The sequence below is a fragment of the Pedobacter sp. KACC 23697 genome (assembly GCF_045348445.1).
Taxonomy (GTDB): Bacteria; Bacteroidota; Bacteroidia; order Sphingobacteriales; family Sphingobacteriaceae; genus Pedobacter.
The window spans coordinates 4,074,961-4,095,182 of the sequence record NZ_CP157485.1 but is presented as its reverse complement, the minus strand read 5'-3'; the positions used below and the strand labels follow the sequence as shown (position 1 = coordinate 4,095,182).

Sequence of the window (20,222 nt, the reverse complement as noted above, 5' to 3'; positions counted from 1 at the left end):
TAAAAAAAGCCCCAATTTCTTGAGGCTTTTAAATATGTTTTATAAATGCTTATGCACCTAATTGTACGCGTTTGAAAGCAGATACTGTTAAACCTTTAGCCGTATTATCTAAAAATTTACGAACATCCATAGAACCGTCTTTAACGAACTCCTGGTTTAATAATGTACTGTCTTTATAGAATTTGTTTAATTTACCAGCAGCAATTTTCTCAACCATTTCTTCTGGTTTGCCTTCCTGACGGATAACATCTTTAGCAATCTCGATTTCGCGTTCGATAGTAGCCGGATCAACACCGTCTTTATCAACGGCAACCGGGTTCATTGCAGCAATTTGCATCGCAACATCTTTACCAGCTTCAGTAATATCTGCGCCATTAGCACCTTCAAATACTACTAATACGCCCATTTTACCGTTAGAGTGGATATAAGAAACGATTTTTTCACCAGATATATTTGCATACTCCTGGATAACGATTTTCTCTCCGATTTTACCGGTTAATTCAGTGATGGTTTCAGCAACTGTACGTCCATCTTCTAAAGTAATTGCTGATAATTCTTCAGTAGTAGCAGGATTGTTGGCAACTGCAGCCGCTAAAACAGCCTGAGCTAAATTACGGAAATCTTCAACTTTAGAAACCGGTTCAGTTTCACAAGCCAAAGCAACTAATTTACCGTTAGTACCATCTGCTGAAACAGCGATTGATACCAAGCCTTCAGAAGTCGCATTACCAGAACGGGCAGCAGATACTTTTTGACCTTTTTTACGTAATAAATCAACAGCAGCTTCGAAATCGCCATTAGCTTCTAATAAAGCTTTTTTGCAATCCATCATACCAGCACCAGTTTGTTGGCGTAGTTTATTTACATCTGCGGCAGTAATTTGTACTGTAGACATTTTATTTCCTTTTTTAAATTTTACAATCTTGTTATAACAATTACAGGTTACAAGTTACAAGCGCCAAGTTAAACTCATGTTAAGCCAACTTAAAACCTGAAACCAGTAACCTGCAATTAAAAAATATGACTATTCTTCTGTTTTAGTTTCTTCTGATGCTGACGCTTCAACTTCTGCTTCAGCAGCTTTTTTACGTCTTGGCTCTTTCGCTTCAGGCGCATCAGCTGCAGCTTTAGCGGCTACTGCTTCTTTTTCTGCTTCGTCATCTTTTTCGCGTTTACGCTCGTCTAAACCTTCTTCAATCGCTTTGATAATTACATCGGTAATTAAAGAGATGGATTTTGTAGCATCATCATTCGCAGGGATTGGGAAATCGATGTTAGAAGGGTCAGAGTTAGTATCAACCATCGCAAAAGTAGGGATGTTTAATTTTAACGCTTCAGTTACCGCGATGTGCTCTTTTTTAACGTCGATTAAGAATAAAGCCGCAGGTAAACGGTTTAAATCAGCAATACCACCTAAAAGTGATTCTAATTTAATACGCTCACGTTGGATCATTAAACGCTCTTTTTTAGATAAGATCGAATAAGTACCGTCTTTAGTCATTTTATCGATGTTAGACATCTTTTTGATTGACTTGCGAACAGTTGCAAAGTTCGTTAACATACCACCTAACCAACGCTCGGTTACGAAAGGCATATTTACTTTTTTAGCTTGTTCAGCTACGATTCCTTTTGCTTGTTTTTTTGTTGATACAAATAATACTTTACGACCTGATTTTACGATTTGTTTAATCGCTGCCGCAGCTTCTTCAGTTTTAGTTAAAGTTTTATTTAAATCTATAATGTGAATTCCATTACGCTCCATGAAAATGTAAGGAGCCATTTTTGGATTCCATTTACGGGTAAGGTGACCAAAGTGTACACCTGCATCCAATAAGTCTTGATAAGTTGTTCTTGCCATTGTTGTTGCCTCCTGTGATTAACGTTTACTGAATTGGAATTTCTTACGGGCTTTAGCACGTCCTGGTTTTTTACGCTCAACCATACGCATATCACGCGTCATTAGGCCTTTAGCACGTAATGCAGGTTTTTTCTCCGCATCTAGTTCAACAATCGCTTTAGCAATAGCTAAACGAACAGCTTCTGCTTGTCCTTTTACGCCACCACCTTGTACGTTTACGGTGATATCATAACGACCGGCAAGTTCAGCAACTTCTAAACTTTGGTTTACGATATATTGTAAAGGTAAAGTAGGGAAATATTCTTTGTGATCTTTACCGTTAACGGTAATTGCGCCAGCACCATCTTTTAAGTAGATACGTGCAACAGCTGTTTTTCTTCTTCCTGAAGTGTTAGTAACTGACATTTCTTAAAGTTTAATGGTTTTTGGAGATTGAGCTGCATGAGGGTGGTTTGCACCAGCATACACAAAAAGATTGGTGTAAAGTTTTTTACCCAATTTAGTTTTCGGTAACATACCACGTACCGCTTTCTCGATTACACGTTGAGGGTGTTTCGCCATTAACTCCTTAGGAGAAATAAAACGTTGACCACCTGGATAACCAGTGTAAGAAACATATTGCTTTTCGCTGAATTTGTTTCCTGTCAATTTAACCTTGTCTGCATTAATAACGATAACGTTATCTCCGCAGTCTACGTGTGGGGTGTACTCAGGCTTGTTTTTACCACGGATGATCATAGCGATCTTCGATGACAAGCGCCCCAAAATCTCGCCTTCCGCATCAACAACAATCCACTGTTTGTTTACAGTTTTAGCATTGGCCGAGACAGTTTTGTAACTTAACGTATTCACTTGCTTGTATTTAATTTATTAAACAATTTATTATTCCCATTAAATTTGGGACTGCAAAGATAGATAGAATACTTTTATTATCAAATAGTTGGAGTGAAAATTTTTGATATAAAATTATATTCATTGCGAAGGGCGCAGCGATGTGGTAATCTAATTGGTGCTTTTTTGTAAAACAAAACCTGTGGCTCTTCGGGTTGTTCCAGTCGGGCTCATATCTTTACCTTTATAATAAAAATAATCAAAAGAGGGAGAAAAATTTGTGGTCGGGCTGTACACGGGATTAACCGATGTTGATGTAAAAGGATCACCCTCCCTTTTTTATTTCTTAAAGTTTGAACAGTACCTATTGACCATTTCACTGTATTTGGATCATCTATATCATGAGCAAAAACTAAGAGAGATTATTGATTATTTCTATCTAAATAATTAAAGGTATGCTGAATTTAAAGTACTCTATCGGAATTGATGTCTCAAAAAAAGATTTTCATTGCTGTTTGTCGGTCATAGACAGCAGCCAGAAAGTAACTGTAAAATCCAGCCGTAAATTATCCAACAACCCTATTGGTTTTAAAGATTTTTTATCCTGGATCAAGCAGCACCAGAAAGAAGAGCTGCCCCTGCGTATCGTAATGGAGGCCACTGGTGTGTACCATGAACAGCTTGCGTGGCTTCTGCATTCCAAAGGCCTGGTGTTAAGTATTTTATTACCAAATAAGGCTAAAAAGTACCTACAGGCAGATGGATCAAACTCTAAAAATGACAGTATAGATGCCAAAGGCCTTGCTAAAATTGGTGCAGAAAAGAACCTGGAGCCTTGGGTTCCCGGCAGTGAGAAACTGTATGAACTCAGGCACTATACGCGTCAGCATCAAAACTTAAGAGAGACTATCAATGTTATGGCTAACCAGCTTGAGGCACTGAAACATGCCCAGTTCCAAAGTAAAGAAGTTATAAAACAACTGAACAAAACGATAAAACTGCTTGAGCAACAAGTAGCAGAAATGGAGATGGCAATGGAAAAGCTTGTTAAAACAGACAAGGTCTTAAATCTTCATTACGAAAACATTACAGCAATAAAAGGGATTAACCTGCTATCTTTTTGCGTAATCGTAGCTGAAACTAATGGCTTTACACTGTTTAAAAATTCGGCATCCCTGGTAAAATATTCAGGTTACGATGTGATAGAAAACCAATCGGGCAAACACATCGGAAAAACAAAAAATTCAAAAAAGGGGAATTCCCGAATTAGAAGAATTCTGTTTATGCCAGCATTTTGCGCGGTAAGGGACGACCAGCCACAATTTAAAAGCCTTTATGAAAGAGTTTTTGAGCGGACTGGATTTAAAATGAAAGGCTATGTTGCCGTGCAAAAGAAACTGCTGGTAATGATGTACCATCTTTGGAAAAATGAGCAGAGATACAATCCCCAATTCAATTATTGAGAAAAAAATAATAGCTCCAGAAAAATCCAGAGCTACACATGATAAAATTCCAGAAGGAAGTTTTCACTAAAACAAAGGTAAAGTTATGGCACTGTTTCACAAATGGAAAGCATTTAAATTAATGCTTCTCAAAAGCTAAATTTTTATAAGCTTTTATTTGCTTTTTAAGACAGTACCTTTTCGCTAAATCTTTTTTGTTTTTTTGAAGCTTTAACAAATTTCTTGCCTCAGCGCTATTAATTTGTCCAGGCAAAACAAAAAAGATATCGCTGCAACCCCGGTTAAAAGAAAACCGGTTAGTACAATTATTAAACGTTAGGGGTAAAGTGCATATTAATGTTATCTCTTACAAATCGTCAGGCATATAACCAATCCTTTTTCTTGGTCCGGTTTTCTGATCAATGAGTTTATCCAGATAGGTAAAAACCAGTTCGATGTTTTTATCCTGATTGCTTACTTTTTGCTTAATTTCTTCGATTTCTAGTTTGAGCTCACCATTCTCAACAACAAATTGCCGTATTCGGGAGAAAATCCTTACAATTTGAATATTCACTTGAATGGCTTGCTTACTGTTTAATACACTCGAAAGCATTAATATGCCATGTTCGGTAAAAACAAAAGGAAGTTTTCTTCTTCCTCCCCAACTTGAAGTCGCAAATTGCGACTTCAAGTTTAACCACTCTTCGTCAGTAAGTTGAAACATGAAATCTTCAGGAAATCGATCTGGATTTCTGCTAACTTGCTCATTAAGGCGTTTAGTCTCTACACCATAAAGTTCAGCTAAATCACTATCCAGCATCACTTGTAGGCCTCTCAGCTCGTAAATTTTATTAACTACAATATTGTCAGGGATGATAGGAAGCATTTGTTTCGCTGTCATATCATTTTGGATTTACACTCAAGATACTAAAATAGTTTTGTCTGAGCAAAATCAACGCTATAAATTTTTCGCTGTCAGTGCGGTATGGCTGTAACGCTTGTATTCCGTAATCCAGTTCCATAGCGCAAAGCCTGCAATAACGGTAAAAATGAAATATTCAATTCCCATAAATTTAATTCCTTTTAAGAAATAGAGATATGTAGCTACAACATCAATAATCAACCAGATGATCCAGCATTCCACTCTTTTCTGAATCATTAAAAAAGTAGTGATCACGCTCATCACAAAAATAAATGAATCAATAAACGGGTAAGCACTGGGCAAATTAAATAATAGGGGAAGCCAATTGTGGAGCTGACTGGCCAATGTACCTATCAATAATGTGCCAATAATGCCAAAGGCTAATAAATACAGAAATTGCCGTAGTGGCATAAAACTGATTTTAAGCTCCTTGTTTTTATCTTCTTCTTCGGGCTTTGGGTTTGTCCAACGCCACCAACCCATTATGTTGGTTACAAAAAAGAAAACCATTAAAAACATATCGGGATAAAGCTGGCTTTGATAATATAGAAAAGCCGATAAAAATACATTTATGATACCCATAGGCCAGCTCCAGACACTAGCTTTTGCTGACAATATAACAGAAACGATCCCGGTAATAACAGCAAAGAATTCTAAATAACTCAATTTATAGTCTAGAGCGGTGAAAAATATACTTTGGGCATCGAAAAAATCCATGTGTATTTATGGGTAACGTATAAATGCTAATGTAAATAATTTATTTTCATCTATTGGTTTTCTAATGGCAAACAATCCAAAAATATAGCTGTTATAAAAATGTCAAGTGGCTAATCGCCAAAATTACTAACCAGCAAATTTCGTTTATGCAATATCTCGACCAGATTTTCGGTTATCCTATCCCTTTGTTTTTTAAGAACCTCATTATTGGTTTGGTAGCGGTATCTCTAGGTATTTTAATCAGGTTTATCATTCACAAAACTTTTATGCTGCTTTCTCGTTGGTGGGATTTTATCATTATAAAATCGACGGTAAAGCACTTAAACAGACCTGTTGCTTTTTTAATACCCTTATTGTTTCTTAATTTCTCCTTAACGCTGATGGAGATGGCGCCAACCTATCGTCTTCCAATAAACAAAGCAATGGAAATTGCCTTAACCATTGTTTTTGCGCTTATTTTGGTTCGGACAATTAACGTTTTGGAGGATTATTTTTATCTGAAGTATGATCTAAACAAAGAAAATAACCTAAAAGAGCGAAAAATAAGAACGCAGCTGCAGTTTGTTCGAAAGTTTATTGTTTCGCTCATTATTTTGATTACTGTTGCCATTATTTTGTTGAGTTTTGAAAGTATGCGAAAAATCGGAGCGGGGTTGCTTACTGGCGTCGGCATAGGGGGGATTATCATAGGTTTCGCAGCGCAGAAATCACTTGGCAATTTATTGGCAGGTTTTCAGATTGCCTTTACCCAGCCCATAAGAATTGATGATGTGTTGATTGTGGAAGGTGAGTGGGGTAAAGTAGAGGAAATTACCCTGACTTATGTAGTGGTGAATATCTGGGATCAGCGACGGCTAATCCTGCCAATTACCTATTTTATCGAAAAGCCTTTCCAAAACTGGACACGTGTTTCGGCTGATCTGCTTGGGACAGTTTTTTTATATCTTGATTATACTATTCCGATAGAACCGATGAGACAGGAATTAACCAGATTGCTCAACGCAAACCCATTGTGGGATAAACGGGTCAATGTTGTTCAGGTTACCGACAGTACTAAAGATGGCACCATCGAAGTGCGTTTTTTGATGAGTGCTTCCAATTCATCCAAGGCTTTTGATTTAAGGTGCTACGTGAGGGAAGCCATGATTGCTTTTATTCAGAATGATTATCCTGATAGTTTACCTAAAAAAAGATTGGAATATCGGGATAAGTTTACGCATTTGTAGTTTTTCACCATCTAAGACAGCAAACTCATTGATCCCTTTGGGGTACCTGCTAAGCTTATAACATCTGATTTTAAAAATCAGTAATTTGCAATAATAATTAGGACAATTTTTATTGTACCGGCTGTTAAAGTAGATAAAACACATTAAAAACTACTTAAAAATAGGTAATTGTCCTTACCTGAAATATGGTAATTTGAGGATAGTTATAGGTTTTGGCATTTTTCTGGTACATGCAATAAGAAAATTACTAAAATTTATGAGAAAAACTTCAAAATTACTATCCCTTGCGCTTGTTTTAGCGTTATTGTTCTCTTGCAAAAAAGATTCAGAAACCACTCCCTCAAAAAATGGTAAAACCGCAAAATTTACCATCACTGCAAATGGTGTAAACTCATCTGACGACTATGTTTCTTTCGTCATCGTAGGTGGTGATACTAAAGGCACTAAAACCATCTGGAAGGTAAATGGTGTGACCAGAAACAACGAAGCCGCTATCTCTTTAGGGAAAGACGATTTTACGGGAAATACCAAAACTTATGTAATTGAGACGGTATTGCCTGTTGATGTAATTACTGCCAGCGCGCAGTGCATTAACTTTAATGCCAGTTATCAGATCAGCTATAAAGCGGAAATAGATGGCAAAGTGGTCACCAACGATGACGGTGTTACGGTTGATGTGAATAAGGATTATACCCATCAGTTCGATTATTAATACGCTCTTGTTACTTCTCTCACTGAGGCGGCACAGGGTAAGTTTGTGCCGCCTCAGTAACTATCATAATTTAATCCTTTTCAGCCGTCATTTGGTTAAATTAATGCCTCACTTTTTAAAATATATTATTTGAACATCCCTTTCAGCTTTGCCAATTTCTCCTGTAAATCGCCATCAGCATCTTTTGGCTCATTACGCGGCTTGAAGCTTGGTTTGTTATTATTGTTTGATTTGAAATTCTGCTTAGGTTTCTGCTCCTTTGACTCCCTTCGTACCTCCGGCTTCGGACCAACTTCAGTTTTCATTGATAATGAAATCCTTTTGCGGGCTACATCAACTTCCATCACCGTAACTTCAACTTTTTGATGCACTTTTACTACATCATTTGGATTAGCGACAAAACGGTTAGCCAGCTGACTGGTGTGCACTAAGCCATCCTGGTGAACGCCGATATCAACAAAGGCTCCAAAATTCGTAATGTTGGTTACAATTCCCGGAAGTTTCATCCCCGATCTCAAATCAGAAATCTCATTTATACCATCGGTAAAACTAAAAGCCTCAAACTCTTCGCGCGGATCGCGTCCGGGTTTAGCCAGTTCTTTCAAAATATCAGTTAATGTTGGCAGACCGATTTCGTCTGTTACATATTGCTGTAGTTTAATCTGCTTTTGTAATTGTGTATCTTTCATTAACGCAGTAACGGTAGTGCCCAGGTCTTTAGCCATTTTATCCACTACGGCATAACGTTCAGGGTGTACACCGCTGGTATCCAAAACATTTTCTGCATTGCGGATACGTAAGAAACCTGCTGCCTGCTCGTAAGCTTTATCGCCCAACCGGGGTACCTTTTTTAAGCTTTCACGGTTCTTGAAAGCACCATGTGTATTCCTGTAATCAACAATGTTTTTGGCTAAAGTTGGTCCTAAACCAGAAACGTAGGCCAAGATCTGTTTGGAGGCGGTATTTAATTCTACTCCTACCGCATTTACGGCACTGATTACGGTATCATCTAAACTTGCCTGCAATTTATTTTGATCAACATCATGCTGATACTGCCCAACGCCGATAGACTTTGGATCAATTTTAACCAGTTCGGCCAATGGATCCATTAAACGGCGACCAATTGAAACGGCGCCGCGAACGGTAATGTCATGTGTAGGAAATTCCTCTCTGGCCACTTCCGATGCTGAATAAATTGAAGCGCCGCTTTCATTAACCATTACAACAGTGATGTGTGGTAAATTCAATGCCCGAACAAAAGCTTCAGTTTCTCTTCCTGCGGTACCGTTACCAATGGCTATGGCTTCAATATGGTGTTTTTCGCAAAGCTGCTGGATCGTAAATTCGGCATTTTTTACATTTCCTTGTCCGGTATGCGGATAAATTGCAGTATTCTCTAACAGCTGGCCTTGTTTATCTAAACAAACCACTTTACAGCCTGTACGGAAACCCGGATCTATTGCCATTACGTTTTTTTGTCCCATCGGAGCCGCCAACAACAATTGACGTGCATTTTCGGCAAAAACACGGATGGCCTCTTCATCTGCTTTTTGTTTAGTGAAAACCCGAAGCTCAGTTTCCATGGCTGGCTCTAGCAATCGTTTGTAACCATCTTCCAAAGCCTGCTGCACCTGTTTTGAAGCCGCATTATTGCTTAAAATAAACTGGTTTTCTAATATGGCAACGGCCTCTTCAGCTGGTGGAAGTGCATCTAATCTTAAAATGAGTTCCTTTTCGCCACGGCGCATGGCCAAAACACGGTGCGATGCAGCTGTTTTAACAGGCTCGGTCCATTCGAAATAATCTTTATATTTAATACCCTCTTCTTCTTTTCCTTTGATGACTTCAGATTTAAAGATTGCTTTTTCCTGAAAATAGGTTCTCATTTTGGTGCGTGCCTCTGCATTTTCAGCAATCATTTCAGCAATAATATCCCTCGCGCCAGCTAAAGCTTCATCCAGCGAGTTTACCCCTTTTTCGGTATCGATAAATTTATCGGCTGCAGCAGCCAGGTCGAAACTGCTTTGTTCAAAAATCTGTAAGGCCAAAGGTTCTAATCCCTTTTCTTTTGCAACCGATGCGCGTGTTTTACGTTTCGGCTTATAAGGCAGGTAAATGTCTTCGAGAAGTGAAAGGGTTTCGGCTTCGTTAATCTGTTTTTCCAGTTCCGGTGTTAACTTGCCAAGTTCGGTCATCGATTTTAAAATCGCTTCGCGGCGTTTGTCCAGATCGCGCAACTGCAAAACCCGGTCGCGGATTGCGGCTATCTCAACCTCGTCTAAACTACCGGTTGCTTCTTTACGGTACCGGGAAATAAACGGAACAGTTGCGCCTTCATCTAATAGATTTATGGTTGCGGTTACTTGTTTTTCTGCAACTTTTAATTCGGCTGCAATTATTTTATGGTGGGTTAACATATCCTAAAGGGTAAAATTAAAAAGAAGCAAAGCTAATCAGGATTTGCGGGATTTAATGATTTTTAACGTGAAGTTTTCCACCGAAATTTGTGAGTAATTAGTGGCTTCGCGTATCAGGCTTTTAAAGATTAAGTGATATAAGGAATTTATAATATCAGCTATATCTTTTAGCTTTTTCTATGTTCGCAGCCAGCGGTATTTTAAAAATGCTCCTGTTCAATTATATAGATTTTATATGGTGGGTTAATCTTCAGTATGATAGCTAAAACAGGGGTTTATTCCTGTTGCTATCGAGGTTTCAAGGGTAAAAATAAGGTATCTTACTTTTTCTTAGGTATGGTTTTCTCCAAATCCTTTTCTGCTTTAAATTTTGAAATTCTGGTAATTAAGTCAAAAGGTAAAGGCTTATTTAAAGGAAACTGAACAGCGCCTTTGCTCCATTTATAATCGGCAAATTCAGCTTTAAAAGCTTCAATCCCAGTGCCAGTGGGGTAAAAACCGATATGTTTTGCATAAGCTGCAAAATACACAAGCACACTATTTTGTTTAAAGGCAGGCATTCCATAGCTGATTACCTCTTTGGCCTCTGGTACAGCTTTGTGTATTGTTTTGCGGACTTGCTGTAATAGTTCTTGTGTTTCTAATGGAAAGTTGGCGATGTACTGATCGATATTTTCTGGCTTAGGTTGCTCCATAGTTGATTTTTTGTAAGCTGAATTTACAAATTATCAGAAACTATTCGCTAATCTGGATGTCGTATTTATGCAACAGTCCTGCAAGTCCGGATTTAGAAAACCTTGCCTTTTTAATCCTGTTGTTATCCGGATCTATTGAATAATGGTAAGCCGTTCTTAAATCTGCTTTTTCGAGGATAGTCCTATCGAAAGTAGCATTTAATAAATCACAGTTCTCAAAAGTTGCATTTGCCAAATCGGTTTCAGAAAAGTCAACTTCATGGAGTTGAGAAGATTTAAAAGACGTTTTCTTCAGTTTTAATTTGTAAAAAGACGAATGGTCCAGTTTGCAATTGTTAAAACTGAATGCCAGGCCGAAATCATGACAATTATCGAACCTCAACCCGAGCATTTTGCAGTCCTGAAAACCCGCATCAATCAAAGAGGTTTTGGTTAAACCTGCCAAACTTAAATTGCAGGAAATGAATTGGCAATCTAAAAATTTCATACCACTTAAATCGGAACCGGAAAAATCGCAATTGATGAATTTACAGTTCTCGTATTCTGCTTTTGGAAGAGGACGTATAGTAAAATTGGCTTTTTCGAACGTTTGATCGGCTAGGTACTCGGACATGGGAAAAATTTATAGACATAGCAAAGATAAAAACATTAGTTTGGTTTCCGCTGCTATTGGTTTATTTAACCTGAGCATTTTGCTCTTGGAATAACATAACCTCGCTGGTTTTTAAACCTGAGAGGTTTAAAATGAAAAAATCCCCCAAATTGCTTCGGAGGATTTTATATGTTTTGGTCTTTTGACGATGCTTAGACAGATAATTATTTTTTAACGTACATTACTTCTTTTACCGCTTTAACCACACGTTCAGCATTTGGTAAGCTGGCTGCGATTAAAGTTGGAGAGTATGGAAGTGGAACATCTGCACAAGTGATACGTAAAACAGGCGCATCTAAATAATCAAATGCTTGTTTTTGTACCATAAAGGCAATCTCGCCAGAAAGCGAAGCTAATGGCCAGGCTTCTTCTACCACAACCAAACGGTTCGTTTTCTTTACAGAAGCAATGATGGTATCGTAATCGATAGGACGTACGGTACGTAAATCGATCACTTCAACATTGATTCCTTCTTTGGTTAATTCTTCTACCGCAGGGTTTACCACACGTGTTAACATTTTACCAAAAGTAACAATTGTGACATCAGTACCTTCTTTAGTTACTTTGGCTTTACCAAGTTCGATATAATATTCTTCAGCAGGAACATCGCCTTTATCACCATACATTACTTCCGATTCCATGAAAATAACAGGATCCGGATCAATTATCGACTGCTTTAATAAACCTTTTGCATCATAAGGTGTAGCCGGAACCACCACTTTTAAACCTGGTGTGTTAGCGTACCAGTTCTCGAAATTTTGAGAGTGTTGTGCACCTAACTGGCCTGCATTACCTGTTGGACCACGGAAAACCATAGGGCATGAAAACTGGCCACCGCTCATGGATAAAATTTTAGCCGCTCCGTTGATAATCTGATCGATCGCAACTAAAGAGAAGTTAAATGTCATGAATTCTACAATTGGAATAAGGCCAGCTGTAGCTGCACCAGTTGCAATACCCGCGAAACCTAATTCGGCAATAGGGGTATCGATAATTCTTTTTGCACCAAATTCATCAAGCATACCCTGACTTACTTTGTATGCCCCGTTATATTCTGCTACTTCTTCACCTAATAAAAAAACGCGGTCATCTTTACGCATTTCTTCGCTCATGGCTTCGCGTAGTGCTTCTCTAAATTGGATTTCTCTCATTGTAAATTTTAATAACGGTGGCAAATATAATTATTAATCGCTTTGAAACCAAAGGCTAAAATGCCTATGTTTTGTAATAATTATAAGTGTTTTGGCTGATTATTTAACGTTTTTTTAAGCGTATTTTTTGTTAATTCTTTGTAAGGAGAAATATTATTGGGCAATTGGGTTTTTGATTAGCTTAATGTATCAAACCTTACGCTTTTCCCGAAATATAACTACTCCAGAAATATCGTCAGCTAAGCCAAGTGTCAAGAAATCGACAACGACCATTATTTAGCGAAGCTAAATTGATCCTGTGAAATTTTTTGACCGAATAATCGATTTAGTGATTCGGATTTAATAATCCATAAATCTCGCTATCCAGAAACTGGCCCCTAAAATAATAGTCTTGTTTGAAACGCGCTTCTTTTACAAAACCATGTTTGATCAGCATCTGTCTTGAAGCGTCGTTTTCTACATTGATGTTTGCACTGATGGTATGCAGATTAACATCATTAAAACCAAAATCGATCGTTCGCTTTAAGGCTTCTGAAATAATTCCCTGCCGCCAATAATCAGGATGTAACATATAGCCAATTTCTGCCCGGTGGTTGGCAAAATCGGTGCGCCAATATCCTATCGAGCCAATCATTTGGTTGGGCTTATCTTTTAAGGCAATTACCCAGGCCAGGTTATCCCCATTTTCATAACCATTTCTAAAACGGGAAATAAAATCTTTGACTTCAAAAATATCTTCCGGTCTTTCCCTGTCGATATATTTCATTACCGTTTCGTTGGTCCGCATGGCAAAGAGCGCTTCGGCGTCTGCAAGATCATGTTCGCGAAGGATTAAGCGTTTGGTTTCCAGTACAGGGAATTTTGTGAAATTTAAGGTTAGCATTTTTAAAGATCATCTTTTTCTAAAGAAAAACCATACTTATCTGCAAACTCTTTGACTTCAAATTCAAATGATTTTCTTGCATGATGAAGCTCTTGATTTTTGATGTAGTTGGTGACAGCTTGCAAACCAGATTCGCTAACTGATACAGCGAAATAATCATCTTGCCACATAAAAGGTGTTTCTGTTAGCATATTTTTATTGATCCAGAATGAGGATTCTCCTTTTATTAGCTGAGCTACTTTTGCAATAGTTTGTTCTCTTCCTAAAGATACTAGGCAGTGCATATGTTCAGTATACCCATTAATTGCCTGTAGAAAAATAGATTTCTCTCTGCAATTTTCCATAATGTGCTTTTGAATTTTATAACGAATGTTTTTTGTTAAATAGGGATGTCGGTTCTTGGTTGAGAACACTAGGTGAACCCAAATTCTTATATACGACATAATTCATGGTTTGATTAATCTAAATATAAGGAATTTTTGCAGTCCGCTAAAGCAGCCTGCGAAGAAATGCAATTATCTATTTATATCTTCCTATTCATTGCCATTGGCTTCAGCCAATCAATGAGAATTACTTCCCAAATAAAGTTTTATAAATAGAATATTTGTAGTTATCCTCCACTTTACTGGCCACAAAATACGGGGCTTCAAAAAGTTCAGTCAGTTTTTTCCTTAATTCGTCAAGAAATTCTGGTTTAATCTCTTCTAAATAGGCTCCTGATAGATTTTGCCTGCCCGATTTAAACCAAACGCCATCTGCACTCATGGTTTTTACCACATAAAGATTTGGCTCTACAAAACTTTTGCCCGAAAACTGTTCGTAAGCATAAGTGTATAATAAGGTTTGTATTAACGCTTTATTAATATGTTTGCCGTCAGAATTAAATAATTCCGGAACATCTTTAAAAGTTAGCTTGTCGCTACCGGTTTTATAATCAATAATTTTGGTCACGCCATCCTTAACATCAACACGATCGATAAAACCAAAAATTTTAACACTGGCTTCTTTTCCCCTTAGCGGGAAACTGATCTCGGCCTCTACCTTTTGCTCTAGGCTGATAATCGTAAATGGAGTTTGCGCTTCGTCCTGATTTAAAATAATATTTACATAGGCCTCTACAATAGATAAAATAACCTTTTGCATGCCTTTGTATTCCATGATCATATCAGGGTTTTTGAACATGACCGCGTTAAAGGCTTTTTGTATCAGCTTGGGAATCTGTTTGCGTTTCTCTTTAATATGCGCTGCAGTAATTTCACCAGACCTTAAATCCTCGTAAAAATATTCCATCACTTTGTGCAGAATGGAGCCGATTTCGTTGGCTTCTACCACAGCACTGATCTCTTTAGGCTCTTTAATACCCGCGATATAATTGAAAAAGAAATCTATCGGATTGGAAATGTATTGCGTAAGTGCAGAAGGTGAAAGCACCTTTTTTTTATCAAGATATTTTTGAAGTGTTTCCTGGATAAATGCATTGTTGGCCTTCTCGATCTTTACTTCTTTAAAAGGCTCGGTTTTTACTTCCAGATTAAGCTCATTATAAGTAAATTCGAAACCGCTTTCGTACTCCAGTTGCTTTAAGATTCTGCTGGCTTCACCCGAAGTAGATTCATCTGTTAAGCTATTATAGACAAAATTGATATTGTTGGCCCGCTGTAATAGGCGGTATACCATATAGGCTGAAATGGCATCAAGATTTTCCAGAACCGGTAAGCCATAAACGCGGCGTATAGAATCTGGAATAAAACTATTGCCAATGGATGATTTAGGGATAATACCTTCATTAAAGCCTAAAATCACCACTTTATCGAAATTTAGGTTCCGGGTTTCAAGTAATCCCATTACCTGTATGCCATTCAAAGGGTCGCCTGAAAGTGGTACTGCAATAGACTGCAATGATTTTTGAACGAGGTAAATGACGAAGGGAATTTCTTCTTTGCCGATGTGGCTGCTAAAAGTATCGTGCAGCCTGTTTAATTCTTGTATGGTTTTTACAAATAATTCTGCATCGATTTTTTTGAGTGTTTTTGCGTTGGATAACCGGGTTAACACATAATCCAGAACATCCAGTAAATTGGTGACCACATGCTGCGGATCGTCGATTTTTTTATAAAAAGCCTCAAAAAGCCCGCTTTGACGTAAAAGGCGTTTGTGATCAATCTCTACCTGGTTTTCTTCCAACAATGCGGTTAAAATTTTATCCCGCATTTTTTGGGTAAGGCCTGTTAATGGGTGTGTTAAAAAAGCTTCTACGTTTTTGTAACTTACTTTATCCCGTTGCAAAATCTCCAGCTGACTCGCCAGCCACAAATCAACCAAACCAAAAATACTGGAGGTTGATAAAGCAAAACCCATTGTGACGTTGAGGTCAATCTCTTTCCCATTCAGGTGAGTGGGGATCGTTTGCAGGGTAGGGATCAACAGGCTCTCATCTGCCAAAACTACAACTGTTTTTCCAACAGTTTCTGCTGTGGTATAATCTTCTGCTAAGATATTGTTCAGAATTTTGGCCTGTGCAGATTGTCCCTGAACCTTAAAAACATTTACATGATGCCGGGCAGATTTCAATAAACTTTCCTTTCCTGAAAATTCATTTTTCAGGCCAAGCTGGTTGATGTTTTTGCGCAGAAATAAACCTGCTTCCTGCGAAATATCGTCTAAATAATACGTGTCGGCATCGAAATAAAACAATGCTTTACCAGCTTCCTGTAACTGGATAAATATTTTGGCTTCTGCACTGCTCAAAGCATTAAATCCAACGAAAATAATCTTACCCTTATCAAAATTCGAAATAAATTCCTGGTGATTGGTGATATCATCGGCCAGATAACGGTAAACCGAGCCATTGGTTAAATAGCCCTGCTCTTTAAGCGTAGCGTGATATTTATGGTAAAGCTTAGGCATCCTGCGCCACATCTTGATAAACAGTTCCTGCTGTTTTTTATGTTTTCCTTCCGAATAAGAAGTCCAGAATTGGGAAAGAAACTCATATTGCTCCGGGCTTAAATAATCAAAATCCTGATTAATCACCGAAATATCTTCCAGATCGCGGTATAATTTCTCGGCATCTACCAGGTCGGCATCAATCTGGTTGAAATCGCTTAATATGATTTTTGCCAAAGGAAAAAACTTGTGACTTGATATATTTTCCAGCTTTTCTTCTGTGAGCAGTTGGTTATAAATTTTGTGTAGAGTAAAAAACTGCAGGTAAAAATCGGCTATTTTATAACTGGTAGAACTGGCAAAGAACTCCTGTATGGTAAAAAAAGACGGACTGAAAAATGGTTTGCCGATAATATCGGCAAAGTGTTTTTGTAAATAAGCCGATGGTCGTTTATTATTGAAAACGATGGCGCAGTTTTCCAGCTGATTTCCAAACCGGGCAACTAAATCTTCGGCAACTTCCTGTAAAAATGGTTTCATCTGCATACTATACTAATTTCAATTTACCTTTAACCGCGTAAAAAAGATAAGTTTTGATATTCTGATAACCCATTCCAGTAAGCAAAAACCTGTAGTTATTTACCTGTTCGATGTGTTTGTCGCTTTCCTCCAGGGTAAATTTATAGTCAAGGATAATCACCTCATCGTTGTTGATCAAAACCCGGTCAGGACGGTGCAGTTTCCCATTGGTATCGATAATATTTTTTTCTACAATGCTTTCGCTTGCCTTACCTAAGATCTCTTTAAGCTCAGGGTGTTCCAATACTTCAAGTGCGGATGAGGTTAATTTCTGCTTTTCTTCTTCTTTGATAATGCCCTGCAAAACCAGGTTGGAGGTGTAATCATCAACTTCTTTCTGTGTGCTGGCGCTGGCCAGGATATCGTGCAGTAAAGAGCCTTTTCTCCCTGATTTTTCAATATTCACCAGATGTTTTAAGTGTTTGTCTTCTGATGGGATGTAAAGTTCAGATAAGCGTGTTGTGGTTGGATAACTACTTAAATTTATGAAATTCGATTCTTCCGTCTTACTTTCAATAATTACAGGATCTACAATTTCATATACGCCGTTTTCATCAAACTGTTCATCAAAAGTGAAATTGATAACATCGCCCATATTGGATAATTTCAATTCCTTTTTAGCCATTGTAGCTATATAGAGATAATCTTTGGATCGTGTAGTGGCTACATAGAGCATATTCAGTGCATCCATATTGTTATAAAGCAGTTCTTCATAATAAGCCTTTGCAATGGCAGAATCGGCTAATGCTTCATTATATTTCAAAGGAATTCCTTTCAGTTCCTTATAAACCGTTTCTTCTGAAGATACCCAGAAAGTACCATTGGGTTTACCTTTGATTTCCCAATTGCAAAAAGGCACAAAAACAGCCCTGAAAGCTAAACCTTTCGATTTGTGAATGGTAATAATCTGTATAGCATCAGCACCTTCTGGCGAAGGCAATGACTTTTTAATACCATCCTCTTCCCACCAGGTTAAAAATGAAATGATTCCTTTTTCTCCAAGTTTTGCAGCAGAGGCTGTCAGATCTCTAAAAGCAAGCAGGTAAGGTAAGTTGGTGGTGAGATTTTTTAAGCCGTAACTTTCAATTAATATCTCTACCAGTTCAGGCAAGGGAAGCTGTAGCCAACTTTGCCAGTTTTCGCATAAAACAACGGGCAAAACTGCTGTAAGTGTATGGAGTGGTCTATTGGTGAGGTTAAGGTAATAAGTGGCATCAATATCTTTTTCGTGCAAAGAATGATAAAGTGCAATACAATTGGCTTTATAAAGAGCCGTTTGCGTTTCTAAACCAATCAGCACTTTTAAGGTGTTAATGATGAGCTGTATGGCCCGGTTGTTCGAAATCAATAACGCATCGCCCGACAAAACAGGCAAGTTGTGCTCCATTAATTTTTTAACAGTTAATAAAGCTTCGCTGTTCGATCGGACCAAAATGGCGATATCTTTTAGTGCATATTGCTGTTCGTTTTTGAGGTCATTTATTTCTTCTACAATATTATCTAATGCAATATCCCTAAAAACAGTTTCGGTAAAACGGGTTTCATTTGGTGCATGATCTTTACCAAACTTTTTAATCTTGATCGTTCCACCTTTTAAGGTGTTGGTCGCAAAGTTCTGGGTAGAGCCACTATAAATATCAGTAATAATTTGTTGGTAATTTTGTTCTTGCCACCATTTGGAAATGCTTTCAGGTTTGGTAGCCAGATTTTCGTTCAGTTCGTTCTGCAAGGTTAGGGGAATGGCCTTGTAAAGGAAATTATTGAACGTGATGATATTTTCGGCACTCCGGTAATTCTCGGCTAAACTTTCTTCCAATACATTTTCTGCACCAACATCTAATCTGGCGTGTTTATGCAAGATGTTCCAATCGCCATTGCGCCAGCGGTAAATGGATTGTTTGGTGTCGCCAACAATCAGGTGATCAATGAGATCCTGGCTCGGAGTGGCCATGGCATTGGTTAACAGGGATTTAAAGCTACCCCACTGACTGGTAGAAGTATCCTGAAATTCATCGAACAGAAAATTGCGGTAACGGTTGCCAACTTTTTCCCAGATAAAAGACGGATTGTCTCCGGCATCTTCTGTAATTCCCGAAATCAGCTTTTGCGCATCACTGATCAGCAGGTTATCGTTTTCGGCCCTGTACTCTTTTAAAAGCATGGCGATCTCCTGCATCAGCCTTAAATAATACAGATTTTTATTAAAAGCAATAGCCAGACTATAGTTTGGTAAATGTGCTACATAATGCGTTTTTAACTTTTTTAGTATCGGATTTACCGTATCATAAGCCTCAGGGAAATTTACATTTTTCTGAAACCATTCATCGGGTTCATCAATCAGGTTAAAAATGGGTTCGATCTTTGAAAAATCGCCCCTGGCCACGAGAATAATTTTAGCCAGCGGACTTCTCGATTTTCCCTTCAGGTGCTCGGTTTCCACCCCGATTACATTTAAAACTTCATTTGCCTCTGTTGCCAGCGAAACCAGTTCTTCTTCGAAATTTTTAATCTCTTCCTTGGTAATGTTGATGTACTTTTTAAATAGTTCATCAATGTTTTCTAAACCAAGCGTGTTTACCGCATCTTCAAAAATCTGGAAACGTTCGGAAAATATTTCACCAATCAGGTTATAAAGTTCGAATTTATAGTTCCAGCTCTTGTTATCGCTAATGCGTTCGATAGCCAGATCAATAATCCATTGTAAAAGCTGTTGGTTATGATCTAAAGCTTCATCCAGTTTATTTACCAGATCATCTTTCACCTTGTCATAATTCATTTCTAAATTATAATCGGCATTGAGGCCCAACTCAAAGGCAAAGCCACGGATTACTTTTTGAACAAAACCATCAATGGTGCTCACCGAAAAACGGCTGTAATCGTGCAGGATTTTACGGTATATCTGATCTGCTTTAAACTGCAATTCCTGCGGACTTAATATCGGATAGGCAACCAGGATAAGTTTCCGATAGTCATCTATTTTTTTTGATGGATTTCCCTTTGCCAATCCTAATAATACCTCTAAAATCCTGGTTTTCATTTCCTCCGTGGCTTTATTGGTGAAGGTTACGGCCAAAATTTCGCGGTATTTATTGTCGCCACTAAATAGCAGTGTAAGATAATGTGCGGTTAAACTGAATGTTTTACCGGAACCTGCAGAGGCTTGAAGAATTTTGAGGGGCTGGGGCATAATGTGATATTTCTCGGAATTTAAACTTACAACAATTTAAAATTTTTCCGAAATCATGATATCA

General features: G+C 37.9%; 17 protein-coding genes. 3 read left to right on the top strand and 14 right to left on the bottom strand.

Annotation, left to right across the window (positions count from 1 at the left end):
• Positions 1-49 precede the first annotated feature (49 nt).
• The 4 genes from tsf to rplM all read right to left on the bottom strand — a co-directional run bounded on the left by tsf (position 50) and on the right by rplM (position 2,710).
• Positions 50-895, bottom strand: coding sequence for a translation elongation factor Ts (tsf, locus tag ABEG20_RS16470; RefSeq protein WP_406824363.1), 846 nt, complete (start codon positions 893-895; stop codon positions 50-52).
• Positions 896-1,024: 129 nt separating this feature from the next.
• Positions 1,025-1,858, bottom strand: a complete 834-nt coding sequence (rpsB, locus tag ABEG20_RS16465; protein ID WP_057931874.1) for a 30S ribosomal protein S2 — start codon at positions 1,856-1,858, stop codon at positions 1,025-1,027.
• Between the two features lie 18 nt (positions 1,859-1,876).
• Positions 1,877-2,263 (bottom strand): 30S ribosomal protein S9, encoded by a 387-nt coding sequence (rpsI, locus tag ABEG20_RS16460; RefSeq protein WP_039481187.1) that lies wholly within the window; start codon positions 2,261-2,263, stop codon positions 1,877-1,879.
• Between the two features lie 3 nt (positions 2,264-2,266).
• A complete protein-coding gene (rplM, locus tag ABEG20_RS16455) occupies positions 2,267-2,710 on the bottom strand; it encodes a 50S ribosomal protein L13 (RefSeq protein WP_039481184.1) in 444 nt (147 codons plus the stop codon).
• 434 nt (positions 2,711-3,144) lie between these two features.
• Here rplM and ABEG20_RS16450 point away from each other — a divergent pair, with 434 nt between their 5' ends.
• Positions 3,145-4,152 (top strand): IS110 family transposase, encoded by a 1,008-nt coding sequence (locus ABEG20_RS16450; protein WP_406824362.1) that lies wholly within the window; start codon positions 3,145-3,147, stop codon positions 4,150-4,152.
• 346 nt (positions 4,153-4,498) lie between these two features.
• Here ABEG20_RS16450 and ABEG20_RS16445 read toward each other — a convergent pair whose 3' ends face one another.
• Both ABEG20_RS16445 and pnuC read right to left on the bottom strand, forming a co-directional pair.
• Positions 4,499-5,032 (bottom strand): ORF6N domain-containing protein, encoded by a 534-nt coding sequence (locus ABEG20_RS16445; RefSeq protein ID WP_406824361.1) that lies wholly within the window; start codon positions 5,030-5,032, stop codon positions 4,499-4,501.
• Positions 5,033-5,089: 57 nt separating this feature from the next.
• Positions 5,090-5,770 (bottom strand): nicotinamide riboside transporter PnuC, encoded by a 681-nt coding sequence (pnuC, locus tag ABEG20_RS16440; RefSeq protein WP_406824360.1) that lies wholly within the window; start codon positions 5,768-5,770, stop codon positions 5,090-5,092.
• 146 nt (positions 5,771-5,916) lie between these two features.
• Here pnuC and ABEG20_RS16435 point away from each other — a divergent pair, with 146 nt between their 5' ends.
• The gene (locus tag ABEG20_RS16435) at positions 5,917-6,996 is read left to right on the top strand and encodes a mechanosensitive ion channel family protein (protein ID WP_406824359.1); all 1,080 of its coding nucleotides are present in this window, start codon (positions 5,917-5,919) and stop codon (positions 6,994-6,996) included.
• Between the two features lie 256 nt (positions 6,997-7,252).
• Positions 7,253-7,708, top strand: coding sequence for a hypothetical protein (locus tag ABEG20_RS16430; protein ID WP_406824358.1), 456 nt, complete (start codon positions 7,253-7,255; stop codon positions 7,706-7,708).
• Positions 7,709-7,833: 125 nt separating this feature from the next.
• Here the strand turns inward: ABEG20_RS16430 and ABEG20_RS16425 are convergent, their stop codons facing one another.
• From ABEG20_RS16425 to ABEG20_RS16390, 8 genes are all read right to left on the bottom strand, one after another.
• Positions 7,834-10,125, bottom strand: coding sequence for a Tex family protein (locus ABEG20_RS16425; protein ID WP_406824357.1), 2,292 nt, complete (start codon positions 10,123-10,125; stop codon positions 7,834-7,836).
• A gap of 320 nt (positions 10,126-10,445) precedes the next feature.
• Positions 10,446-10,820, bottom strand: a complete 375-nt coding sequence (locus tag ABEG20_RS16420) for an iron chaperone (protein ID WP_406824356.1) — start codon at positions 10,818-10,820, stop codon at positions 10,446-10,448.
• Between the two features lie 40 nt (positions 10,821-10,860).
• Entirely contained in the window at positions 10,861-11,433 is a 573-nt protein-coding gene (locus ABEG20_RS16415) for a pentapeptide repeat-containing protein (protein WP_406824355.1), read from the bottom strand.
• A gap of 203 nt (positions 11,434-11,636) precedes the next feature.
• On the bottom strand, positions 11,637-12,623 hold the full coding sequence (locus tag ABEG20_RS16410) for a pyruvate dehydrogenase complex E1 component subunit beta (protein WP_406824354.1): 987 nt from the start codon (positions 12,621-12,623) through the stop codon (positions 11,637-11,639).
• A gap of 325 nt (positions 12,624-12,948) precedes the next feature.
• On the bottom strand, positions 12,949-13,506 hold the full coding sequence (locus ABEG20_RS16405) for a GNAT family N-acetyltransferase (protein WP_406824353.1): 558 nt from the start codon (positions 13,504-13,506) through the stop codon (positions 12,949-12,951).
• 2 nt (positions 13,507-13,508) lie between these two features.
• On the bottom strand, positions 13,509-13,949 hold the full coding sequence (gene tnpA, locus ABEG20_RS16400; RefSeq protein ID WP_406824352.1) for an IS200/IS605 family transposase: 441 nt from the start codon (positions 13,947-13,949) through the stop codon (positions 13,509-13,511).
• A gap of 127 nt (positions 13,950-14,076) precedes the next feature.
• Positions 14,077-16,932, bottom strand: a complete 2,856-nt coding sequence (locus ABEG20_RS16395) for a PD-(D/E)XK nuclease family protein (protein WP_406824351.1) — start codon at positions 16,930-16,932, stop codon at positions 14,077-14,079.
• A 7-nt stretch (positions 16,933-16,939) separates the two neighbouring features.
• Positions 16,940-20,158, bottom strand: a complete 3,219-nt coding sequence (locus tag ABEG20_RS16390; RefSeq protein WP_406824350.1) for a UvrD-helicase domain-containing protein — start codon at positions 20,156-20,158, stop codon at positions 16,940-16,942.
• Positions 20,159-20,222: the final 64 nt, after the last annotated feature.

Coding starts and splice junctions, on each gene's coding strand:
- ABEG20_RS16390 (WP_406824350.1), bottom strand. CDS start 20,158: ATGCCCCAGCCCCTCAAAATTCTTCAAGCCTCTGCAGGTTCCGGTAAA.
- tnpA (WP_406824352.1), bottom strand. CDS start 13,949: ATGTCGTATATAAGAATTTGGGTTCACCTAGTGTTCTCAACCAAGAAC.
- rpsI (WP_039481187.1), bottom strand. CDS start 2,263: ATGTCAGTTACTAACACTTCAGGAAGAAGAAAAACAGCTGTTGCACGT.
- ABEG20_RS16415 (WP_406824355.1), bottom strand. CDS start 11,433: ATGTCCGAGTACCTAGCCGATCAAACGTTCGAAAAAGCCAATTTTACT.
- pnuC (WP_406824360.1), bottom strand. CDS start 5,770: ATGGATTTTTTCGATGCCCAAAGTATATTTTTCACCGCTCTAGACTAT.
- ABEG20_RS16405 (WP_406824353.1), bottom strand. CDS start 13,506: ATGCTAACCTTAAATTTCACAAAATTCCCTGTACTGGAAACCAAACGC.
- ABEG20_RS16420 (WP_406824356.1), bottom strand. CDS start 10,820: ATGGAGCAACCTAAGCCAGAAAATATCGATCAGTACATCGCCAACTTT.
- rpsB (WP_057931874.1), bottom strand. CDS start 1,858: ATGGCAAGAACAACTTATCAAGACTTATTGGATGCAGGTGTACACTTT.
- ABEG20_RS16435 (WP_406824359.1), top strand. CDS start 5,917: ATGCAATATCTCGACCAGATTTTCGGTTATCCTATCCCTTTGTTTTTT.
- ABEG20_RS16425 (WP_406824357.1), bottom strand. CDS start 10,125: ATGTTAACCCACCATAAAATAATTGCAGCCGAATTAAAAGTTGCAGAA.
- tsf (WP_406824363.1), bottom strand. CDS start 895: ATGTCTACAGTACAAATTACTGCCGCAGATGTAAATAAACTACGCCAA.
- ABEG20_RS16430 (WP_406824358.1), top strand. CDS start 7,253: ATGAGAAAAACTTCAAAATTACTATCCCTTGCGCTTGTTTTAGCGTTA.
- ABEG20_RS16450 (WP_406824362.1), top strand. CDS start 3,145: ATGCTGAATTTAAAGTACTCTATCGGAATTGATGTCTCAAAAAAAGAT.
- ABEG20_RS16410 (WP_406824354.1), bottom strand. CDS start 12,623: ATGAGAGAAATCCAATTTAGAGAAGCACTACGCGAAGCCATGAGCGAA.
- ABEG20_RS16395 (WP_406824351.1), bottom strand. CDS start 16,932: ATGAAACCATTTTTACAGGAAGTTGCCGAAGATTTAGTTGCCCGGTTT.
- ABEG20_RS16445 (WP_406824361.1), bottom strand. CDS start 5,032: ATGACAGCGAAACAAATGCTTCCTATCATCCCTGACAATATTGTAGTT.